The 19,307-nt window shown below is 63.6% G+C and carries 18 protein-coding genes; 17 read left to right on the top strand and 1 reads right to left on the bottom strand.

The window, feature by feature from the left end; translation table 11 throughout:
* The first annotated feature begins 9 nt into the window (after nt 1–9).
* From ACMTA2_RS20455 to ACMTA2_RS20385, 15 genes are all read left to right on the top strand, one after another.
* Complete coding sequence (locus tag ACMTA2_RS20455; RefSeq protein ID WP_413791508.1) at nt 10–1,551, top strand: acetolactate synthase large subunit; 1,542 nt, start codon at nt 10–12, stop codon at nt 1,549–1,551.
* 10 nt (nt 1,552–1,561) lie between these two features.
* Nucleotides 1,562–3,052, top strand: a complete 1,491-nt coding sequence (locus ACMTA2_RS20450) for an aldehyde dehydrogenase family protein (protein WP_413791507.1) — start codon at nt 1,562–1,564, stop codon at nt 3,050–3,052.
* Nucleotides 3,053–3,078: 26 nt separating this feature from the next.
* Nucleotides 3,079–3,873: an SDR family NAD(P)-dependent oxidoreductase gene (locus ACMTA2_RS20445; protein ID WP_413791506.1), complete on the top strand. Its 795-nt coding sequence runs from the start codon at nt 3,079–3,081 to the stop codon at nt 3,871–3,873.
* A 12-nt stretch (nt 3,874–3,885) separates the two neighbouring features.
* Nucleotides 3,886–4,926: a VPS10 domain-containing protein gene (locus ACMTA2_RS20440; RefSeq protein WP_413791505.1), complete on the top strand. Its 1,041-nt coding sequence runs from the start codon at nt 3,886–3,888 to the stop codon at nt 4,924–4,926.
* An 11-nt stretch (nt 4,927–4,937) separates the two neighbouring features.
* Nucleotides 4,938–5,387 carry a VOC family protein gene (locus tag ACMTA2_RS20435; RefSeq protein ID WP_413791504.1) on the top strand — a complete coding sequence of 150 codons (450 nt, stop codon included), beginning with the start codon at nt 4,938–4,940 and terminating at the stop codon, nt 5,385–5,387.
* 14 nt (nt 5,388–5,401) lie between these two features.
* Nucleotides 5,402–6,004, top strand: a complete 603-nt coding sequence (locus ACMTA2_RS20430) for an amino acid synthesis family protein (RefSeq protein WP_122566341.1) — start codon at nt 5,402–5,404, stop codon at nt 6,002–6,004.
* A gap of 26 nt (nt 6,005–6,030) precedes the next feature.
* Nucleotides 6,031–6,894, top strand: coding sequence for an alpha/beta fold hydrolase (locus tag ACMTA2_RS20425; RefSeq protein WP_413791503.1), 864 nt, complete (start codon nt 6,031–6,033; stop codon nt 6,892–6,894).
* Nucleotides 6,895–6,896: 2 nt separating this feature from the next.
* Nucleotides 6,897–8,504, top strand: coding sequence for a bifunctional 3-(3-hydroxy-phenyl)propionate/3-hydroxycinnamic acid hydroxylase (locus ACMTA2_RS20420; RefSeq protein ID WP_413791502.1), 1,608 nt, complete (start codon nt 6,897–6,899; stop codon nt 8,502–8,504).
* Nucleotides 8,501–9,265 (top strand): 2-keto-4-pentenoate hydratase, encoded by a 765-nt coding sequence (locus tag ACMTA2_RS20415; RefSeq protein ID WP_413791501.1) that lies wholly within the window; start codon nt 8,501–8,503, stop codon nt 9,263–9,265. Before ACMTA2_RS20420 ends, ACMTA2_RS20415 begins: the two co-directional genes overlap by 4 nt.
* A 27-nt stretch (nt 9,266–9,292) precedes the next feature.
* Nucleotides 9,293–10,234, top strand: coding sequence for a helix-turn-helix domain-containing protein (locus tag ACMTA2_RS20410; protein WP_413791500.1), 942 nt, complete (start codon nt 9,293–9,295; stop codon nt 10,232–10,234).
* 404 nt (nt 10,235–10,638) lie between these two features.
* Nucleotides 10,639–11,307, top strand: a complete 669-nt coding sequence (locus ACMTA2_RS20405) for a GntR family transcriptional regulator (protein ID WP_413791499.1) — start codon at nt 10,639–10,641, stop codon at nt 11,305–11,307.
* Nucleotides 11,308–11,385: 78 nt separating this feature from the next.
* On the top strand, nt 11,386–12,192 hold the full coding sequence (locus tag ACMTA2_RS20400; protein WP_413791498.1) for an ABC transporter substrate-binding protein: 807 nt from the start codon (nt 11,386–11,388) through the stop codon (nt 12,190–12,192).
* A 12-nt stretch (nt 12,193–12,204) separates the two neighbouring features.
* Nucleotides 12,205–12,981: an amino acid ABC transporter permease gene (locus ACMTA2_RS20395; protein ID WP_413791497.1), complete on the top strand. Its 777-nt coding sequence runs from the start codon at nt 12,205–12,207 to the stop codon at nt 12,979–12,981.
* A gap of 2 nt (nt 12,982–12,983) precedes the next feature.
* Complete coding sequence (locus tag ACMTA2_RS20390; RefSeq protein WP_413791496.1) at nt 12,984–13,763, top strand: amino acid ABC transporter ATP-binding protein; 780 nt, start codon at nt 12,984–12,986, stop codon at nt 13,761–13,763.
* Between the two features lie 63 nt (nt 13,764–13,826).
* Nucleotides 13,827–15,437, top strand: coding sequence for a gamma-glutamyltransferase family protein (locus tag ACMTA2_RS20385; protein WP_413791495.1), 1,611 nt, complete (start codon nt 13,827–13,829; stop codon nt 15,435–15,437).
* A gap of 16 nt (nt 15,438–15,453) precedes the next feature.
* On the opposite strand, the gene ACMTA2_RS20380 is transcribed toward ACMTA2_RS20385, so the two are convergent.
* The gene (locus ACMTA2_RS20380) at nt 15,454–16,290 is read right to left on the bottom strand and encodes an IclR family transcriptional regulator (protein WP_413791494.1); all 837 of its coding nucleotides are present in this window, start codon (nt 16,288–16,290) and stop codon (nt 15,454–15,456) included.
* Between the two features lie 82 nt (nt 16,291–16,372).
* On the opposite strand from ACMTA2_RS20380, the gene ACMTA2_RS20375 reads away from it, so the two are divergent.
* Both ACMTA2_RS20375 and ACMTA2_RS20370 read left to right on the top strand, forming a co-directional pair.
* The gene (locus ACMTA2_RS20375) at nt 16,373–17,179 is read left to right on the top strand and encodes an enoyl-CoA hydratase/isomerase family protein (RefSeq protein WP_413791493.1); all 807 of its coding nucleotides are present in this window, start codon (nt 16,373–16,375) and stop codon (nt 17,177–17,179) included.
* 3 nt (nt 17,180–17,182) lie between these two features.
* Entirely contained in the window at nt 17,183–19,264 is a 2,082-nt protein-coding gene (locus ACMTA2_RS20370) for an acetate--CoA ligase family protein (RefSeq protein ID WP_413791492.1), read from the top strand.
* Nucleotides 19,265–19,307 lie beyond the last annotated feature (43 nt).

Here is a 19,307-nt window from a genome sequence, read left to right as displayed (position 1 = left end):
GGGCTGGAAATGAATGGTGCGCAACTGATAGTGAAGGCGGCGGTGGCAAGTGGTATCGAATACTGCTTCGCCAATCCCGGAACGACCGAAATCCCCCTGGTGGCAGCCATGGCCAGCGCACCAGCCCTCAAGCCGGTGTTGTCCTTGTTCGAAGGCGTGTGCACCGGTGCTGCGGACGGCTACGGCCGGATCGCCGGCAAGCCGGCGATGACCCTGACTCACCTGGGCCCCGGCTTTGCCAATGGCATTGCCAACCTGCACAACGCACGCCGTGCCAACACCCCCATCGTCAACGTCATCGGCGATCACGCGTCCTGGCACGTCAATTACGATCCGCCGCTGGCCAGCGATATCCAGGCGTTGGCCGGCAGCGTTTCCAAGTGGGTAAGGACCTCGCGCACGGCCTCTGGCGTCGGTGAAGATTTCCAGGAGGCGGTGCGTGCCGCCTGGCAAGCCAACGGCCAGATCGCCAGCCTGATCCTGCCGATGGACCTGCAAGCCCACACCGTGCCGCACGAGAAAGCCTTCACGGCATTGCAGGCTCCGGTCCGGCGCTTTGCCGGTGACCGGGTCGAGGCGGTCGCCCAGGCATTGCGCGAGGGGCGGCGCCTGGTGTTTATCGTCGGCGACCAAGGCTTGTCCGTCGCGGGCCTGGAAGCGGCAGGGCGCCTGGCGCAACTGCCGGGCGTGCGCCTGTTCGCCGAAACCTTTCCGCGCATGAGTTATCGCGGTGGTGGCCTGCCAGACCTGGATCGCCTGCCTTACTTCCCCGAGGTGGCCATCGAGATCCTTGACCAATACGACGCGGTGGTCTGTGCCGGCGTGCCCGAGCCCATCAGCTACTTCGGCTACGAAGGCATTGCCTCCCGGCTGGCAGAGCGCGAACGCCTGCTGTGTCTGGCTGAGGTGGGGGACGACGTTGCCGGGGCGCTCACTGCGTTGGCCGATGCGCTTGAGGCGCCGGCCTATGTGCCAACGTCGACCGGTATCGAGCTGCCACCCGGCGACGCCACGTTGACGCCGCAATCGGTGGGCCAGGTGCTGGCCGCGTCGCTGCCCGACGATTGCATTGTCTCGGTAGAAGGTGGGACGTGTGGCTATCCGTTCTTCACTGCCTCGGCCCATGCCGCACGGCATCGGGTCTTGACCAACACCGGTGGGGCCATCGGCCAGGGCATTCCGGTGGGGTTTGGCGCCGCCATGGCCGAGCGCGGCAACACCGTGTTCTGCCTGCAATCGGACGGCAGTGCCCAGTACACGATCCAGACCTTGTGGAGCATCGCCCGCGAGCAACTGCCGGTGGTGGTCCTGATCGCGGCCAACCACCGCTACGCGATCCTGCAAAACGAACTGCGCCGCTTTGGCATGACCGAGCTGGGTCCCCAGGCCCTGAGCCTGACGGTACTGGACCGTCCACGCATCGATTGGAAGGCCTTGGCCAAGGGCTACGGCTTGCCGGCCAGTACCGTTCACACCAATGGCGAATTGCAGCGTGCCCTGGCCAACGCCAAGGCCGATGGCGGTCCTTGCCTGATTGAAATGGCGCTGTGAAGGAGCGGATATGAACCCGATTCAATTGTTACCTGCCGTTGAGCAGTTCCTGTCGCAACCGGGGCGCCTGTTTATCGGCGGCACCTGGCAGGACGCCGCCGACAGCCGTCGGTTTGCCGTGGAAAACCCGGCCACTGAACAGACCCTGGCTGAAGTCGCTGAAGGCGGCGAACGTGACGTGGATGCCGCCGTCGCTGCCGCCCGTACGGCCTTCACGGGGGCTTGGGCGCAGCAGTCGCCGGCCCAGCGCGGGTTGTTGCTGTTTCGCCTGGCGGAACTGCTCGACCAGCATCGCGAAGAGCTGGCGCAACTGATCACCCTGGAGAACGGCAAGCCGATCGGCGCGGCCCGGGGCGAAGCGGCCAGCGCGGCGAACATCATTCGTTATTTCGCCGGCTGGCCGACCAAGATCGAAGGCAGCACCCTGCCGGTGTCGCCCGCCAGCGGCGCGCCGATGCTCAATTACACCCTGCGCGAACCGGTGGGCGTCTGCGCCTTGATCGTGCCGTGGAATTTCCCGCTGACCATGTGCGTGTGGAAGCTCGGCCCCGTGCTGGCGACCGGTTGTGCCGCGGTGCTCAAGCCTGCCGAGCAGACGCCCCTGGTTGCCATTCGCCTGGTTCAATTGATCGAGGCCGCCGGTTTCCCGGCCGGGGTGGTCAACCTGCTCACCGGTCTTGGTGCGCAGACCGGTGCACCGCTGGCCCAGCACCCGGACGTGGACAAGATCGCCTTCACTGGCTCGACCCAGGTGGGCCGGCTGATTGCCCAGGCGGCCACTGGCAACATGAAGAAGGTCTCCCTGGAACTGGGTGGCAAGTCCCCCAACATCATCCTGCCAGACGCCGATATCGTCCGTGCCGCCAAAGGCGCCGCCGATGGCATTTTCTACAACCAGGGCCAGGTCTGCACCGCCGGATCGCGTCTGTACGTGCACGCCAGCGTCCTCGACCAGGTGCTTGAAGAACTCCAGCGCCACGCGGCCGCCCATGTGTTGGGGCCGGGCCTGGATCCGGCCAGCAGCATGGGCCCGCTGGTCTCGGCCCGGCAATTGGGCACGGTACGTGGCTACCTGCAACGGGGCCAGGAAGAGGGCGCCGAACTGATCTGCGGCGGTGACCGGCCGGCCCACCTGGAGCGCGGCCACTTCATCCGGCCCAGTGTATTTCTCGACCGCGCCGAGCGCGCCTGTGTCGCCCGGGAAGAAATCTTCGGTCCGGTGCTGACCGTCATGAGCTGGACCGAGATCGATGAACTGGTGCTGCGCGCCAACGACTCGCCTTACGGCCTGGCGGCCGGTCTCTGGACCCGTGACTTGCGTTCCGCCCACCGCGTGGCGGCGCAGTTGAAGGCCGGCTCGGTGTGGATCAACTGCTGGAACGTCGTCGACCCGGCCTCGCCATTTGGCGGTTACAAGCAATCGGGCTGGGGTCGGGAAATGAGCAAGAACGTGATCGATGCCTACACCGAAACCAAAAGTGTCTTCGTCGATCTGGCCTGAGCCGAATAATCACAAGAGGAACTGCTATGGATCTGGAATTGCAAGGCCGCGTGGCGATCGTCACCGGCGGCGGTATGGGCATCGGCAAGGAGGTCGCACGCTTTTTGTCCCAGGAAGGTTGCAAGGTGGTGATCTGCGCGCGGCGCATGGAGTTTCTCCAGCAAGCCGCCGAGGAAATCACCGCGCAGACCGGCAACGAAGTGCTGCCGTTGTTCTGTGACACCAATCAGATGTCGGCGGTGTCCGACATGGTCGAGGCGGCCCACAAGCACTTTGGCCGTATCGACATCCTGGTCAACGGCGCCGCGGCACCGTCCGGTGTGGTGCGCAACGACATCGAACATGCTGGCGACGACGAATTGCTCTCGGACCTCAACACCAAGGTGATCGGCTATTTCCGTTGCGCCAAGGCGGTGACCCCGCACATGAAGGCCGGTGGTTTCGGGCGCATCATCAACATCGGTGGCCTGACCGGGCGTGGCAGCAAGGTGCTTTCGGGCATGCGCAACCTGGCCATCGCCCACATGACCAAGACCCTCTCCGACCAACTCGGCCCCGCCGGCATCACGGTCAATCTGATCCACCCCGGCGTGGTCGACACCCCGCATATCCAAGAGCTGTACGAGCGCGAAGGGGTCAAGCAGGGCAAGACCCCCGAGCAGGTGGAGCAAGGCTACATCGACGCGACGCCGATCCGACGCACCCTGGCGCCCATCGAAATGGGCTGGCTGATCGGTTTCCTCGCTTCCCCCAAGGCCGGTGCCGTGACCGGGGAATCCATTGGCATCGACGGCGGCTTGACCCGTGGCATCTTCATTTGAGGAGCAGCAGTGATGAGTAACGGAACCCTTTTGGTCGCCACCGTCGGGCAAGCGGTGATCCGCAGTGCCGACGATGGCCGTACCTGGCATCGCCTGGGCCTGGGCCAGGACCTGGAGTTCGACGCGATCACCCGATCCCTGAGTTTCCATCCGGGGACCCCGGACGTGATCTACGCCGGCACCGATGTCGGCCTGTGCATCAGCCGCGATACCGGCGGCCATTGGCAGCGGGTGGACTCGCCGTTCAATGGGCAGACCGTCTGGAAAGTGGCCGTGGACCCACAGGATGCACAGCGCATTTTCGTCGGCACCGGTGCGCCGTCGCGCGCCGTGCTGTGGCGCACCCTCGACGGTGGCCAGCACTGGGATCGTGCCCCGGTGGAGATCCCTGAGTTCTGCGACGGCGTGAGTCGTCCACGCTTGCTGGCCTTCGCCTACGATCCGACGGACCGCAACCAGCTCTGGTTCGGCCTGGAGGAGGGCGGGTTGTTCCACAGCCGTGACGGTGGCGATAGCTGGACCCGTGTCGATGACCGCCTGCTGTGGGACTACAACTCGGACGTGCACAACATCGTGGTCCTGCCCAACCATGGGCAAAAGGTCATCGTCGTGGTGTGCGTCAACGCCGTTTACCGCAGCTTCGACGAGGGGCAGACCTGGACCGGCATCGTCGCCCGGGAAGCCTTCGGCCTGTACTACGTGCGTGCCATGAATGCACCGTTGGGCAGCGAGGACACGCTCTACCTGAGCATCTCCGACGGCACGCCAGGCACGACCAGCAAGGTGCTGGTGTCCCGGGATGCCGCCCTCAGTTGGGAAGTGCTGCCGCTGTCACAACAGCCCAACTCCTGTGTCTGGGCGATTGCCTTGAACCCTGCCAACCCTCGCCAGATCGTCGCCGGTACCAAGTACGGGCATCTGTTCACTTCCGAGAATGGCGGTGACGGCTGGCAGAAGCAGTGGCGTGAGTTCAGTGAAATCGCTGATGTGCTCTGGACGCCCGCCGTGGCGCAAATCAAGTCCGGGCATCAATCCATCATCAAGAAGAACTGAGGGATCGCGCGATGAAAGTCGAAGTCGTTCGTACTCACCTGTCATTGTCCGTGAGTGATCCGGAAGTGTCGGCCCGTTGGTACGCCGACGTGCTGGGCATGCATGAAAGCGCCCGGGGTGAAAGCTGGATCATGATGGCCTTCGGTGCCAAGCACCACGACATCGCGTTGCTCCGCGCAGAGCCCGGCGCCCACCAGGGCGGTCTGGGGTTGCAGCACTACGGGCTGGAGATCGCGGGCGACATGACCACCCTGCGCAAGCTCTACGGCATGTTGCTGAACAAGGGCGTCGAGGTGGTGAAGATCACCGACCACGAGATCGGCAACGGCGTGTACTTCAACGACCCCGATGGCAATCGCCTGGAATTCTTCCTCGAGTCCGAACACGACGACGCGCGCGGCAAGGCCCGCTTCAAGGCCGCCGGGGCGCCTAGCCGGCATTTCGATCTCGACCCACTTTGAAAGAGACTGCTCTTATGAAAACCGCAAATTTCGCCAGTTACCACATCCGCAAATGGTACAGCTTCGTCGAGGAAACCCTGGCCAACGAAACCGGCCAGTTGGCCGATGGCGAGCCGCTGTTCAAGTACGCCATTGGCGCGGTGATCGCCAACCCTTATGCCGGCCGTTTCAGTGAAAGCCTGGCCGAGTTGATCGAGCCGTCACCCTTGCTGGGCCAGGAGTTTGGTCGGCGCATCCAGGCCCTGGCCGGCGAGCGTGAAATTGTCAGCTACGGCAAGGCGTGCCTGGTGGGCAGCCAGGGCGAGTATGAGCACGGCAATGCATTGCTGACCAATCCGGCGGCGGATCCGATCCGTGTCGCGTTGGGCGGCGGCAAATCCTGGGTGCCTTCCACCGGCAAGCGCGGCGGGCCTGGCGTGACCATCGACGTGCCGCTGGCCCACAAGGACGCGCTGTATGTGCGTTCGCACTACGACAGCATCTCCCTGTCGTTCGGCGATGGTCCCTCGGCCGACGAGTTGGTCATCATCTGGGCCTTCGCCACGCGCGGGCGTTTGCATGCGCGCCTGGGTGGCCTCCAGGCCGCTGACGTCAAGGGCAATGACGGCCTGTATTGAGGTGCGCTGAGGTGGGAAGCCAACGAATGTCTGCAAACAACCAGTTTTTTACCAATCGTTCGGGGATGCGTCTGAACTACGTGTCCTGGGGCCAGGCAACAGGCATTCCCGTGCTGCTGCTCCATGGGCTGCGGGCCTATGCCCAGACCTGGGCGTCACTGGCCAATGCCTTGGGCGAGCAATTCCATTGCCATGCCCTGGACCAGCGCGGCCGTGGCGACAGCGACTGGGCAGAGGCTTCCAGCTACCGGACCGAGGTCTATGTCAACGATCTGGAGGATTGGGTCGCACACCTGGGACTGGAGCGTTTCGTCCTGGTGGGGCATTCTCTCGGCGGCACCAATGCGCTGGAATATGCCCGGCTCCATCCAGGACGACTGCAAGCCCTGGTGATCGAAGACATTGGCCCCGGTTCGTCGATCAGCGGCGAGGGTGCCGAGCGCATCCGTCGTGAGATGAGCCAGACACCCCTATCGTTTCCCGACTGGGAAAGTGCCGGGCAATTCTGGCGCCGCTCACGACCCGGTCTGTCCGCCCAGGGTCTGGCGTCCAGGTTGACCCATTCGATGAAGGAAACACCGGCAGGCATCGGCTGGCGCCATGATCAGGCCGGGATTGCCCAGGCGCGCCTGAGCATCGCTCCAACCGATCTGTGGCCAGCGGTCCGGGCGCTGGATTGCCCGACGCTGTTCATCCGGGGGGCGCGTTCCGATTTTCTGCCCCAGGCGACCCTGGAGGCGATGAAACAAGCCAATCCACGGGTGCGTACAGCGCAAATCGCCGACGCCAGCCATTATGTCCATGACGATCAGGAGGACGCGTTCAACGGCGTCGTCAGGGACTACTTGCACGACCAATGCCTAAAACCACAACAACAAAGCGGTGAATAGCGATGAAGCAGGAGAAAACCCAGGTTGTCATCGTGGGCGGCGGCCCGAACGGGGTCACGGCCGCTCATTACATGGGGCTGTACGGCATCGACTGCATCGTCCTTGAGTTGGCTGACGGCGTCCTGCCGTATCCTCGCGCGGTGGGCATGGACGACGAGGCGCTGCGAGTGCTGCAGGGCATCGGCATCGCTGAACTGGCCGTGCGCGACATGATCTGCAACGTGCCCTTGCGTTACTACAATGCGCGGGGCGTCTGTTTTGCCGAGGTCAAGCCGAGCACGGCGAACTATGGCTGGCCGATGCGCAACATCTTCATGCAACAGTTGCTCGAAACCACATTGCGCGAGCAGTTGGGCAAACACGCCAGTGTCGAGTTGCGCCAGGGCCATGAAATGCTCGATCTGGAGCAGGATGCCGAGGGCGTGACCTTGCAGGTGCGCGATGCCCGGGGCGAGCTGTATCAATTGCAGGCGCAGTACCTGATCGGCGCCGATGGCGGACGTTCCAGCGTGCGCAAGAAACTCGGTATCGAACTGCTGGGCCTGACCCATCCGCGCAAATGGGTGGTGATCGACACGGCCAACGACACCCTCGATGCACCCTATACGGCTCTGCACGCCGACCCTCAGCGACCTTTCGTCTGCATCTACCTGCCGTATCAGCAACGGCGCTGGGAGTTCATGCTGCTGGAGGGCGAAGACGAGGCCAGGATGTGCGATGAGGCGACGATCCGGGATTTGATCCGTGGGCATATCGGCGATGCGGTCGATCAACTGGATATCATCCGGATCCGCGCTTATACCCATAACTCACGGGTCGCGGCGCGCTTTGTCCAGGGCCGGGTGGCATTGGTGGGGGATGCGGCGCATATTTCCCCGCCCTGGGCCGGGCAGGGGCTCAATTCGGGCCTGCGTGATGTCGCCAACGTCACCTGGAAGCTTGCTGCGATCCTCAAGGGGCGGGCGTCGCCGGCGATTCTTGCCAGTTACGACCAGGAGCGCCGTGGGCATGCCACGGATCTGATCGCGCTGGCCGATAACATGGGCGCCGTCCTGGGTCTGACCAACCCGCTGATGGCCGGGGTGCGGGACTGGTTGTTCCAGGCCGTCAACAGTGTCGACAACCTGCGTTCGCACTTGCTGGAATTCAAGTTCAAACCCAAGGCGACCATCACCAAAGGCCTGGTGTATCACGAGCGCGCCGAGCTGCATGAGGACGATCTGGTCGGGCAGCTGTTCATCCAGCCGTCCATCGAAGATGCCCAGGGTCAGCGTCGACGCCTGGACGAGGTGCTGGGGCATTCCTATGCGGTGCTGGGGTATCGGGTCAACCCGAGCGAACAGCTCAGCGAAGAAACCGCCGCTTGGTGGGCACGCTGGGAGACGCGCTTCATCCAGATCAATCGCTCGCGCAGTGGCACAGGGCGCAACCAACCCTTGTCTGCCAGCGGTGCCATTTGCATCGAAGACGTCGATAACCGCCTCGGCGAGTGGTTTACCAAGGTACGTGACTGCGTGGTGGTGGTGCGGCCGGATCGGTTCGTGGCCGCGATCACCACCCCCGAGCGACTCGAAGGCGTCTTGCGCAAATTGGCGGAGCAACTCTCATGAGGCGTGAAGATGATTTCCTGGTCCGGCTTCACGGTGCCGCGCAGGCCGTGCATGCCTTGCCTTCGTTGGAACCGGAGGCCGTCGACCTGCCGACGGGCTACACCTTGCAGCGCGAAGCATTGCGCCGGCGCCAGGCCGGTGGTGAGCGATTGACCGGATGGAAGGTGGCCTTCGCCGGCCGCGTCGCCCAGGACCGTTTCGGTATCGATGAACCGGTGTTGGGTGCGCTGACCGATGCCATGGCCGTGGCACCCGGAAGTACGGTGCCCCTTGCACGACTGATCCAGCCGAAGTTGGAAATCGAGCTGGCGTTTGTCCTGGGGCGTACGCTCGTGCCCGGTTTCTACAGCGACGAGGACATCCTCGCTGCCATCTCCGAGGTCGCGCCAGCCTTCGAAATTGCCGATAGTCGCTGGCAGGGCTGGCGCTTCGGCGTCGGCGCGTTTCTTGCCGACAATGCCGCCGCGGCGCTGTATTGCCTGGGGCCGCGGGTCAAGTTCCATCCTGAGCAATTGGCCCAGGTGAACTATCGCTTGGCGTGCGATGGGGTGCCTTGTGGCGAGGGCAATGCCCAGGCGCGCGAGGACACGCCCCAGGCCAACCTGTGCTGGTTGGTCCGGCGCTTGCTGGCCGACGGGCAGTGCGTAGAAGCGGGCCAAGTGGTGCTGTCCGGATCTTTATTGGCCCCTCTGGACATCAAGGCGGGCGAGTACCGGTTGCACATGCTTGGCATGGAACTGGCTTTGGTTTTCCGGCAATAAACCCAGCGCCACCGAGGAACAATGATCATGTTCGCCGAAGTCCGTACCTTCAATGATCCTCAGCAACACGCCGGCTCGATCCTCGGCTGGCAACAGGTCTATGACCAACTCGGGCGCGGCTGCCTTTCCAGCGAACTGCGGCAGGTGTGCGCCGAGCGGTTCCAGATTTTCCAGGAGGTGCTGGATAAACGGGTGGTGCAGCGTGGTTGCGCGCCCAAAGGGCGCTTGTGCATTGCCATGTCCCTGGGTGGTGCGCCAGTGGTCCAGGGGCATCAAGTGGGCGCCCACAGCGTGGTGCTGTTGCGCGATGGCGAGGACTTCGTCTTGCACGCTCCGGAAGGCATGCACTTCTTCGCGGCCAATGTCGACACGGTGCGGTTCGCCAAGCTGGCGGCCTACGAACTGTCGGGCGAACAGCTCAAGCGCTTGAAAAGCATGTCCCAGGTCAGTGTGGATGAGGGGGTACTGCACCGGGTGCAACAACGGATCCAGCCACTGTTTCGTCACCTTCTGGAACAGGCGGACGCCGTCAGTCCTGCCTCGGAAAAAATCCTCGAAGACGTTCTGCTCGACGCCTTTCTCGATCTGTTCAGCCATGCCTCGGACGAGGTGCGTGGCCGGCGTGGCAACTTCTCCGTCAGTGCCTACCTGGTCAAGCGTTGCCAGGAGCTGGTCGTGGCCAGCGCGGATGTGCCCTTGAGCATTCTCGACTTGTGCGAGCAATTGCGGGTCAGTCGCAGGACGCTGCAGAACAGCTTCCAGGCGGTGACCGGGATGCGTCCGGTGGAGTACCTGCGTAACCTGCGGCTCAATGCCGTGCGCCGCCGACTGATCACGACCCGTGCGGCGGCACTGAACGTCAGTGAGATCGCCGTGGCCATGGGGTTTTTCCACCTGAGTCATTTTGCGGTCCATTACCGGACGCTGTTTGGCGAGTCACCCTCAGATACGCCCAGGGCACCTGCCTGAGGAGCTCCAAATGCGCAGTGAAGTCTGTGGCGAGGGGATTTATCCCCGCTGGGCTGCGCAGCAGCCTCAAAAAGGTTGAATGCAGCCAACCTGGCACATTGCGGTGGCTGGGTTCAGGGCCGCTTCGCAACCCAGCGGGGATAAATCCCCTCGCCACCATTAATCTTACAAATCCTTGGTGACTGGCATTGCGGTGTTACCGAAGCGCCCTCGTGCACCCATAACAGGCAGTCGCTGAGCTGTTTGGTAGCACACGTGTGCGATCCAAGGCTTCAGGCAGGCAGTCGTTTTCCTCTGGAAATTCCTTCAAATCAAACGCTTGCACGATCATGGGTGAGCTTGGCACGCATTCTGCTTTTTTGAATCCATGGATAATTGGATACAAAAATGCAGAAGGTGCTGCCATGCAATTTGCTCCGACGTACGCTGAACGTCCGCCCATGACGGCCGAGGAGGAGGCCTACAACTTCCTGCTCGATGCCATTTGTGGCGGGCGGTTACGCAAGGGCGACCGGCTGATTGCCGAGGACATCGCCAACGAGATCGGCATGAGCCGGATGCCCGTGCGCGAGGCCTTCCGCCGCCTGGATGCCCAGGGCCTGGTCACCCTGCGGCCCAATCGCGGGGCGGTTGTCAGCGGCCTGGACATCGATGAGTTGCACGAAGTCTTCGAGATGCGCAGCGCCCTGGAAGGCCTGGCGGTCCGTGTCGCGACAGCAAGAATTGGCGATCGCCAGTTGGCCGCCCTGGAGCGCTTGCTGGACGAAATGGACGATTACCGTGAGGAAAGCACCGAGTGGGTCAGTCGCCATCGCGCTTTCCATGAATACCTGTGCAGCCTCAGCGGTCGCCCGCGATTGCTGAAGCAGATCAGTGCGCTGTATTCCCTGATCGAAGCCCCCATGCGCCTCTGGCTGCAGCACGTGGAAAAGCCCCTGAGCGCGCGCCAGGAACACATGCTGATCCTCGATGCCCTGCGTGCGGGTGATGCCGAGAAGGCCGAGGCGGTGGTGCGTGCGCACATCGAAGGCACCGTCCCTGAATTGATCGAGTTCCTGCAATCGAAAAAATAACGAGAGCAGGAGACTGGAGCCTGCCCGTGTTCTGACTTTGAGTACTGCCCGTTACCTACTGAACTGGAGTGTCTGGTCATGCATAAGCCTCGCCTGTTGGTTGCCGCTTTATCCTTGGGTTTCTGTGCGCAATGGGCGGTTGCCGCGCCCGTTGTCCCGGACCGCTTGCTCAAGGTCGACAAACTCGTCTACTGCTCGGGCATGGATTCGCCGCCGCTGGTGTCCTTCGATGAGGCGCAGAAACCCAAGGGACTGACCGTGGACCTGGGACTGGAAATCGCCAAGCGCCTGGGCGACAAAAAGGTGGAATGGCGGGTCATTCCCTTCTCCGGGCTGCTCCCCGCGTTGCTGGCCCGACAGTGCGACATGATCGTCGACCAGCTGTTTGACAAGCCCGAGCGCCGCGAGGTGATCGACATCGTCAACTACATGTATTCCAGCCAGGCGGTGGTGGTGCCCAAGGGCAATCCAAAGGGCCTCAAGACGCTGCCGGATCTCTCCGGGCACAAAGTTGCGGTGCTCAACGGCTCCACGATCAAGACCCTGCTCGACACTGAGAACGAAAACCTCGCCAAGGCCGGCAAGCCGGCGATGAAGCTGGTGGTCTACAACACCGACACCGATGCCTTCCAGGCCCTGCGCATCAGCCAGGTCGACGCCTACGGCACCACCGTGGAAACCGCCGGTTACTACGCCGCCATGGCGCCCGATCTGTTCGAAGAAGGGGTGCCGGCCTTCAGCCGGATTCTCACCGGCCTGGGGATTCGCAAGGACGATCCGCAACTGACCGCCGCCGTGCAGCAGGTGATCGGCGATATGCGCAGTGATGGCAGCTACAGCCAACTGCTCGGCAAATGGCATGTCTCCAGTGACACGCTTGATTGAGGTGAACCGTCGATGAATTTCAATTGGGATGTGTTCTGGCAGTACCTGTTGCAGCCCAGTGGGGTGTACCTCACCGGGCTCTGGCTGACCTGCCTGATCAGTGTGCTGGCGATGCTGCTGGGCTGTGCCTTGGGGCTGGCCGCCGCGTTGCTGCGGTTGTCGAGCAACCCGTTGCTGCATTTGCCGGTGCGCTTCTACGTGTGGTTGATGCGCGGTACGCCGTTGCTGGTGCAGATCGTCTTTCTCTACACCGCGCTGGCCGCCGGCGGGATTTTCCGCTTCGAAGACATTGAACTGTTCGGCCTGGTGATCCCCGGCAATATCCAGGCGGCGATCATTGCCTTGGGTCTCAACGAGGGGGCCTACATGGCTGAGATTATCCGCGCCGGCATCGGGGCGGTGGACAAGGGCCAGTACGAGGCCGGACGTTCGCTGGGCATGACCTTCGCCAAGCTGATGCGCCGCATTGTCCTGCCCCAGGCGTTCCGGGTGATCGTTCCGCCGCTGGGCAACGAGTTCAACGTGATGCTCAAGAACACCACGCTGGTCAGCGTGATCGGCGTCCAGGAACTGTTGCTCAGTACCCAGATGGTCACGTCGGCGACGTTCCGGGTGTTCGAGCTGTACCTGGTGGTGGCGATCTACTTCCTGTTGCTGACCACGCTGTGGGGCTTTTTCCAGCGTTGGCTGGAAGCCCGTTTCGGCCAGTCGGACCGGCCCTCGTCACCGCCGCCGGCGTCGACGCGGATGTTCGGTCGCAGCACCCTGAACCTGCTGAGGGCACGCTAACCATGGCGCATAAAAGCGAAGAGCTGATTATCGAGGCGCTGGACGTTCACAAGTCCTTCGGCGAGCTGCAGATTCTCAAGGGCATCTCCCTGCAAGTGCGGCGTGGCGAGGTGGTGGTGCTGATCGGCGCGTCGGGCTCCGGCAAGACCACGTTCATCCGTTGCATCAACCTGTTGGAGGACATCCAGGGCGGACGCATCCGCGTCAATGGCCGGGCCATGGGTTATCGCGAGCGCGCCGACGGCAGCCTGGTGCGTGAGTCGGAGCGCAACATCGCCCGGCAGCGGCGGGACATCGGCATGGTGTTCCAGCGCTTCAACCTGTTCCCCCACATGACGGCCCTGGAGAACATCATCGAGGCACCGATCCAGGTGCTCGGCCTGCCTCGCGCCGCCGCATTGGAGCAGGCCCGCGGCCTGCTGGAGCGGGTCGGCCTGGCGGACAAGGCCGATCACTACCCGTCGATGCTTTCCGGCGGCCAGCAACAGCGAGTGGCCATTGCCCGGGCCCTGGCGATGAAACCCCAGGCCATGCTGTTCGACGAGCCCACCAGCGCCCTCGACCCGGAGACCGTCGGCGAAGTGTTGCACGTGATGAAGGAGTTGGCCGAGGAGGGCATGACCATGGTCGTGGTGACCCACGAGATGGGCTTTGCCCGGGAAGTGGCCGACCGGGTGGTGGTCCTCGACCAGGGCGAGCTCATCGAGCAGGGGCCGCCGGAGCAAATCTTCTGTCACCCCATTCACCCGCGGACCCGGGCTTTCCTCAGCCGGGTGCTATGACCGCTGCAAGGTTGTCTACCCCTGAGTCCGGTCAATCGATTCCTGCATTGAAGAGCCTTCGCCATGCTGACATTTTCTGCCCACGAGTACCCTTATCCGTCGCAACGCCAGAGCGTTTTCGCCCGTCGGGGCATGGTCGCCGCGTCCCAGCCCCTGGCGGCCCAGGCGGGCATCGAGATCATGCAAAAGGGCGGCAATGCCATCGACGCCGCCATCGCCACGGCAGCCGCACTGACGGTGGTGGAACCCACGGGTTGTGGCATTGGCGGTGACGCCTTCGCGCTGGTCTGGTGCAAGGGCCAACTACACGGCCTCAACGGCAACGGCCATGCGCCGGCCGCCTTGAGCATCGAGGCGGTCAAGGCCGCCGGCCATGGGCAAATGCCGCTCTATGGCTGGACACCGGTGACCGTCCCGGGTTGCCCGTCGGCCTGGGCCGAGTTGTCCCGACGCTTTGGCAAGCTGCCCTTCGCCGAGCTGCTGCAACCGGCGATCAGCCTGGCGCGGGACGGTTTTGCGCTGTCGCCGGTGGTTGCCCATCAATGGCAGGTCGCGGTGAACGAGTTCACGCCCCATCGCGATGCCGTCCTGGAGGCCTGGTTCGAGACTTTCCTGATCGAAGGCCGAGCGCCACGGGCCGGGGAGGTTTTTCGCAACCCGGCCCAGGCGCGTACGCTCCAGGAGCTGGCCGACACCGGTTGCGAAAGCCTCTATCGCGGTGCATTGGCCGAGCGCCTGGACGCCCATTCCCGGGCCAGCGGCGGCTACCTGCGCGCCTGCGACCTCAGGGATTATCGCGCCCAGTGGGTCGACCCCATCCACGTCAATTACCGAGGCGTGGATGTCTGGGAAATCCCGCCGAGCGGGCAGGGCCTGGTGGCCTTGATGGCGTTGAAGATACTGGAAGGCTTCGACTTCGATCACCGTGACAGCCAACAGACCTGGCATCGCCAACTGGAGGCGATGAAGTTGGCCTACAGCGATGGCCTGCACTACATCACCGACCCCCTGCACATGCGCGTGGCGGTGGCCGATTTGCTCAGCGATGAATACAGCGCCCGCCGGCGCGGGCAGATCGGCGAACAGGCCCAGCCACCGAAGCCCGGTGACCCCCACGCCAGCGGCACCGTGTACCTGGCGACCGCGGACGGCGAGGGCAACATGGTCTCGTTCATCCAGAGCAACTACCACGGGTTTGGCTCCGGCGTGGTGCTGCCCGACAGCGGTATTGCCCTGCAGAACCGTGGGCAGGAATTCAGCCTCGATTCGAGCCACGCCAACTGCCTGGCCCCGGGCAAGAAGACCTTCCATACCATCATTCCCGGGTTCCTTACCCGCGATGGCGAGGCCCTCGGTCCGTTCGGCGTGATGGGCGGCTACATGCAGCCCCAGGGGCATGTGCAGATGGTCATGAACCTGGTGGATTTCGGCCTGAACCCGCAAGCGGCCCTGGATGCACCGCGCTGGCAATGGCTGGGGGACATGAAGGTCGGCATCGAACACGGGGCTTCACGGGACCTGGCCAATGCCCTGGCGCGACGGGGGCATGAGGTCCGTATCGCCAGTGACCTGACCGACTATGGCCGCGGCCAGATCATCCTGCGTGACCCGGTCAGCGGCGTGCTGTGCGGCGGTACCGAGCCCCGGGCGGATTCGCACATTGCCGTTTGGTAAGGGCCGCTACTGACGATCAATCGGCACGGGCGTCTGCCAGTGCCTGCCTGATCGCCTGCGCCAGTTCCAGCAGCACTGCCGCATAACGTGCTTCCACTTGCTGCGCTGTTTCAACGGTTGCCAGGCTGATGTTCAGTGCATGGGTTCGATAGGCCGGATGGTCCAGCGGGGTGGCGATCGCCATGACCTCCGGCTGCCAGGAGGCCACGCAGTACCCGTTCGCCCATACATGCTCAACCGCCTCGTCGATGTCCTGGATCAGTTGGCTGGCGCGCGATTCGCAGCGGCGTGACCTGAACAGCTCCAGCAATGCCCTGCGTTGCCCTTCTTCAAGCCCCGACAGATAAGCCCGGCCCAGGGACGTCACGTCCATGGGCAAGCGCTGCCCGGCGAGCACATTGCGCGGCGACTTGCGCTTGCCCAAGCGAATCGACTCCAGATAGATCATCTCGTCGCCATCGGCGGCGGCGAGGCTGACGTTGACCTGATGCTCGCGAGCCACCTGCAACATCAATGGCGTGGCGACCTGCAACAGCGTGCTGGCGTGGTACATCGAGTGCGCCAGACCGAGCAGGGAAGGCGCCAGTCGGTAGGTGCCCGTGGTCGGGTCGTAATCCAGGAAGCCGGCGTGAACGAGGGTTTGCGTCAACCGGCTCACGGTGGATTTCGACAAGCCCGTGATCTCGCTCAGGTCACCATTGGTCAGGGATTCAGTGCCTGGCCGGAAGGCCCTGAGCAAATCGAGGCCGCGTTCGAGGGATCGGTTGAGCGGCGCCTTGCCTTGCCCGGGAACGTTTGCCGAAGCATGGCCGGTATCACCCTGTTCCAACAGGTGGAACGGTCGCGTTGTCATCAGGTTCGCTCTCCCGCAGATTGAATCCAAGCTTGGCTCAGCGCCGGGCAGTCAATCAACCGAATAATAAAAGAGGCACTGTATGACCCATCCTGAGCAATTGTCTTGCCCGGTCGAACTGTCTGTTGTCGAAGGCATCGCCACCCTGACCCTCAATCGTCCTCAAGCGCGCAACGCAATCAGCGACGACATGCGCTCATTGTTGATCGAGCATCTGGAGCACATTGCGTCCGACAATTCGATCAAGGCGTTGATCGTGACCGGCACCGGCAAGGGCTTCTGCGCCGGTGGCGACATCAAGGGCATGCAGGCACGCATGAGCGCTCCCGCCGGCTCCGTGGCGTTCAATGGCTGGAAGCGCCAGCAACGGGTTCATCATGCGGTATCGCTGCTGCACAACCTGCCCAAGCCGACCATCGCCGCGGTGAATGGCGCCGCGACGGGCCTGGGCTGCGACATGGCGTTGAGCTGCGACTTCATTATCGCCTCCGAGCACGCCAGCTTTGCGATGAGCTATATCGCACGTGGCCTGATCCCCGATGGCGGCGGCCTGTATTTCCTGCCCCGTCGTGTCGGATTGCCCAAGGCCAAGGAGCTGATCTTCAGCGGACGCACGGTGGCGCCGGTGGAAGCCCAGCAGATTGGCATGGTCGATCGCGTTGTCGAGCACGATCATCTTCTGCCGTCGGCCCACGATTGGGCGTTGCAGCTCGCGGGTGGATCCGCCACGGCCCTGGCGTTGAGCAAGTCGATCCTGAACAACACCTTCGAGCTCACCCAGAGCCAGATCTTCGCCATGGGCAGCCAGGCCCAGGGCATCTGCTACACCTCCAGCGAGCATCAGGCATCGGTTGCCGCCTTCCTTGCCCGCAAGGCCGAGCGGAGCTGAACCATGAACAAGATTGCACGCCTTCTCAGTCCCGCCAGCGTCGCCGTCATCGGCGCCTCGGGCGACGCCCGCAAAACCTCGGGCCGCCCCATCGCGTTCTTGCGCAAGCACGGTTTCCAGGGACGCTTGTATCCGGTCAATCCACGTTATGACGACATCGACGGGCTGCGCTGCTATCCCAGCATCGCCGAGCTGCCGGAAGTGCCGGACGTGGCGATCATTCTGCTGGGGGCGGCGCGGGCCAACCAGGCCGTCGCGCAATTGGCGGCCCTCGGTTGCCCTGCCGCGATCGTATTGGCCGGAGGCTACGGTGAAACCGGTTCTGAAGGGGCCGAGCGCCAGGAGGAACTGAAAACGGTTCGTGGATCAATGCGGATCCTGGGGCCCAACACCATCGGTCTGGTCAACCTGACCGAGCGGATCACGCTGTCGGCCAGTGGTGCGCTGGACATGGACGAGCTGCTGGCCGGCCGGGTTGCCGTGGTGTCGCAAAGCGGCGGCATCCTGGGGGCGCTGCTGTCCCGTGGTGTCGCTGCCGGTATCGGTTTTTCCAAGCTGATCTCCACCAGCAACGAGGTCGACCTGGACGTCGCCGACTTCGTCGATTACCTGGCCGACGACCCCGCGACCTCGGTCATTGCCCTCTACCTGGAAGGCTTGCGCGACAGTGAGAAATTTTCCCGTGCGGTCCGCAAGGCAAGGGATGCCGGCAAGCCTGTGGTGGTCTACAAAGTCGGGCGCTCACAGGCCGGCGCCCATGCGGCAGCCTCCCACACGGGGGCCCTGGCCGGCTCCGATGCGCTTTACTCTGCCTACTTTCGCCAGCTCGGAGTGATTCGCGCCGAGACATTCGCCGACCTGTTGGATATCCCCTTTGCCTTGGCCAGCGGCCGGGTCATGCGGGGCCAACGGGTCGCGATTCTGACCTCCACCGGCGGAGCGGGCACCTTGATCGCCGACAGCCTCGGTGTCAGCGGTTTCGAAACCCCCACGCCGGGCGCGCAGACCGCGGCGAAACTGCGTGACCTGGATGTGGGCGACCAGGCGGTCCTGGACCGTAACCCGATCGACTTGACCTTGGCGGGGCTGCAGCCGGAGCTGATGCGCGCGGCCATTGGCATCCTGCTCGACAGTCCGGACTTCGATGCGGTGATCAGCGTCGTGGGCTCCTCCGGCGTCGCCCAGCCACACCTGATGGCCGATGCCATTGGCGACAGCCTGGCCAGTTCCGATAAACCGGTGCTGGCGTACATCAGCCCCCATGCTCCAGCGGCGGCGCGCCGTATCAATGGCTCGGGTGGCGTGGCATTCAGCGCGCCGGAAAGTTGCGCCAGCGCACTGAAGGCGTTGGTGGCGCAGGCCACATGGAGCGAGCCATCCGATGAGCCAGCCATTGCGCAAGCCCGGCCCGGAGTTGTCCAGGACCTGCCAAGTGGCCCGCTCGATGAAGAACGCAGCAAGCGCCTGTACGCCAGCTTCGGCATCCCGGTGACGCGGGAGCAGGTGGTTCGTGATGGGGATCAAGCCGCTCAGGCCGCACAAGCGCTGGGCGGTCACGTCGCCCTCAAGGTCCTTTCCGAGCAGATCCCCCACAAGAGCGAAGTGGGTGGCGTGGCCCTGCATCTGGACGCCGGCAATATTGGCGCGCGGCTGGATCGCATGCGTGCCGAGGTCAGCCGTCATGTGGGCTTCGAGCCGCCCACCTTTCTGGTCCAGGAAATGATCACGGGTGGGCAGGAACTCATTCTGGGTTTCCATCGCGACCCGCAACTGGGCCCGGCGCTCCTGCTTGGAATGGGCGGGGTGACGGCGGAGTTGTTCCAGGACACCACCTTGCACTTGCTCCCGGTAAACCTCGAACAAGCCAGGCAGATGCTGCGCGAGTTGCGCACCTACCCGTTGCTGGACGGCTATCGCGGGATGCCCAAGGCCGATCTCGAAGCCGCCGCGCATTGCATCGTCGCGTTCTCGGACATGGCCATGCAATTGGGCGAGCGCCTGGTTGAAGCCGAGATCAATCCGTTGCTGGTGCGTCCTGCCGGAAGCGGGGTAGTGGCCCTGGACGGCTTGACGATCATGGCGTAAGTCAGGCCGTTCCACTCTGTGGAACAGCTGTCTTTACCCTGGA

The organism is Pseudomonas medicaginis, from assembly GCF_965119365.1.
Classification (GTDB): domain Bacteria; phylum Pseudomonadota; class Gammaproteobacteria; order Pseudomonadales; family Pseudomonadaceae; genus Aquipseudomonas.
The sequence above is the reverse complement of the archived record's forward strand: the minus strand, read 5'-3'. Positions and strand labels throughout refer to the sequence as shown.

What these genes read in the sequence shown, in the direction of transcription:
- ACMTA2_RS20455 (WP_413791508.1), top strand. Translation starts at nt 10, where the DNA reads ATGAATGGTGCGCAACTGATAGTGAAGGCGGCGGTGGCAAGTGGTATC.
- ACMTA2_RS20450 (WP_413791507.1), top strand. Translation starts at nt 1,562, where the DNA reads ATGAACCCGATTCAATTGTTACCTGCCGTTGAGCAGTTCCTGTCGCAA.
- ACMTA2_RS20445 (WP_413791506.1), top strand. Translation starts at nt 3,079, where the DNA reads ATGGATCTGGAATTGCAAGGCCGCGTGGCGATCGTCACCGGCGGCGGT.
- ACMTA2_RS20440 (WP_413791505.1), top strand. Translation starts at nt 3,886, where the DNA reads ATGAGTAACGGAACCCTTTTGGTCGCCACCGTCGGGCAAGCGGTGATC.
- ACMTA2_RS20435 (WP_413791504.1), top strand. Translation starts at nt 4,938, where the DNA reads ATGAAAGTCGAAGTCGTTCGTACTCACCTGTCATTGTCCGTGAGTGAT.
- ACMTA2_RS20430 (WP_122566341.1), top strand. Translation starts at nt 5,402, where the DNA reads ATGAAAACCGCAAATTTCGCCAGTTACCACATCCGCAAATGGTACAGC.
- ACMTA2_RS20425 (WP_413791503.1), top strand. Translation starts at nt 6,031, where the DNA reads ATGTCTGCAAACAACCAGTTTTTTACCAATCGTTCGGGGATGCGTCTG.
- ACMTA2_RS20420 (WP_413791502.1), top strand. Translation starts at nt 6,897, where the DNA reads ATGAAGCAGGAGAAAACCCAGGTTGTCATCGTGGGCGGCGGCCCGAAC.
- ACMTA2_RS20415 (WP_413791501.1), top strand. Translation starts at nt 8,501, where the DNA reads ATGAGGCGTGAAGATGATTTCCTGGTCCGGCTTCACGGTGCCGCGCAG.
- ACMTA2_RS20410 (WP_413791500.1), top strand. Translation starts at nt 9,293, where the DNA reads ATGTTCGCCGAAGTCCGTACCTTCAATGATCCTCAGCAACACGCCGGC.
- ACMTA2_RS20405 (WP_413791499.1), top strand. Translation starts at nt 10,639, where the DNA reads ATGCAATTTGCTCCGACGTACGCTGAACGTCCGCCCATGACGGCCGAG.
- ACMTA2_RS20400 (WP_413791498.1), top strand. Translation starts at nt 11,386, where the DNA reads ATGCATAAGCCTCGCCTGTTGGTTGCCGCTTTATCCTTGGGTTTCTGT.
- ACMTA2_RS20395 (WP_413791497.1), top strand. Translation starts at nt 12,205, where the DNA reads ATGAATTTCAATTGGGATGTGTTCTGGCAGTACCTGTTGCAGCCCAGT.
- ACMTA2_RS20390 (WP_413791496.1), top strand. Translation starts at nt 12,984, where the DNA reads ATGGCGCATAAAAGCGAAGAGCTGATTATCGAGGCGCTGGACGTTCAC.
- ACMTA2_RS20385 (WP_413791495.1), top strand. Translation starts at nt 13,827, where the DNA reads ATGCTGACATTTTCTGCCCACGAGTACCCTTATCCGTCGCAACGCCAG.
- ACMTA2_RS20380 (WP_413791494.1), bottom strand. Translation starts at nt 16,290, where the DNA reads ATGACAACGCGACCGTTCCACCTGTTGGAACAGGGTGATACCGGCCAT.
- ACMTA2_RS20375 (WP_413791493.1), top strand. Translation starts at nt 16,373, where the DNA reads ATGACCCATCCTGAGCAATTGTCTTGCCCGGTCGAACTGTCTGTTGTC.
- ACMTA2_RS20370 (WP_413791492.1), top strand. Translation starts at nt 17,183, where the DNA reads ATGAACAAGATTGCACGCCTTCTCAGTCCCGCCAGCGTCGCCGTCATC.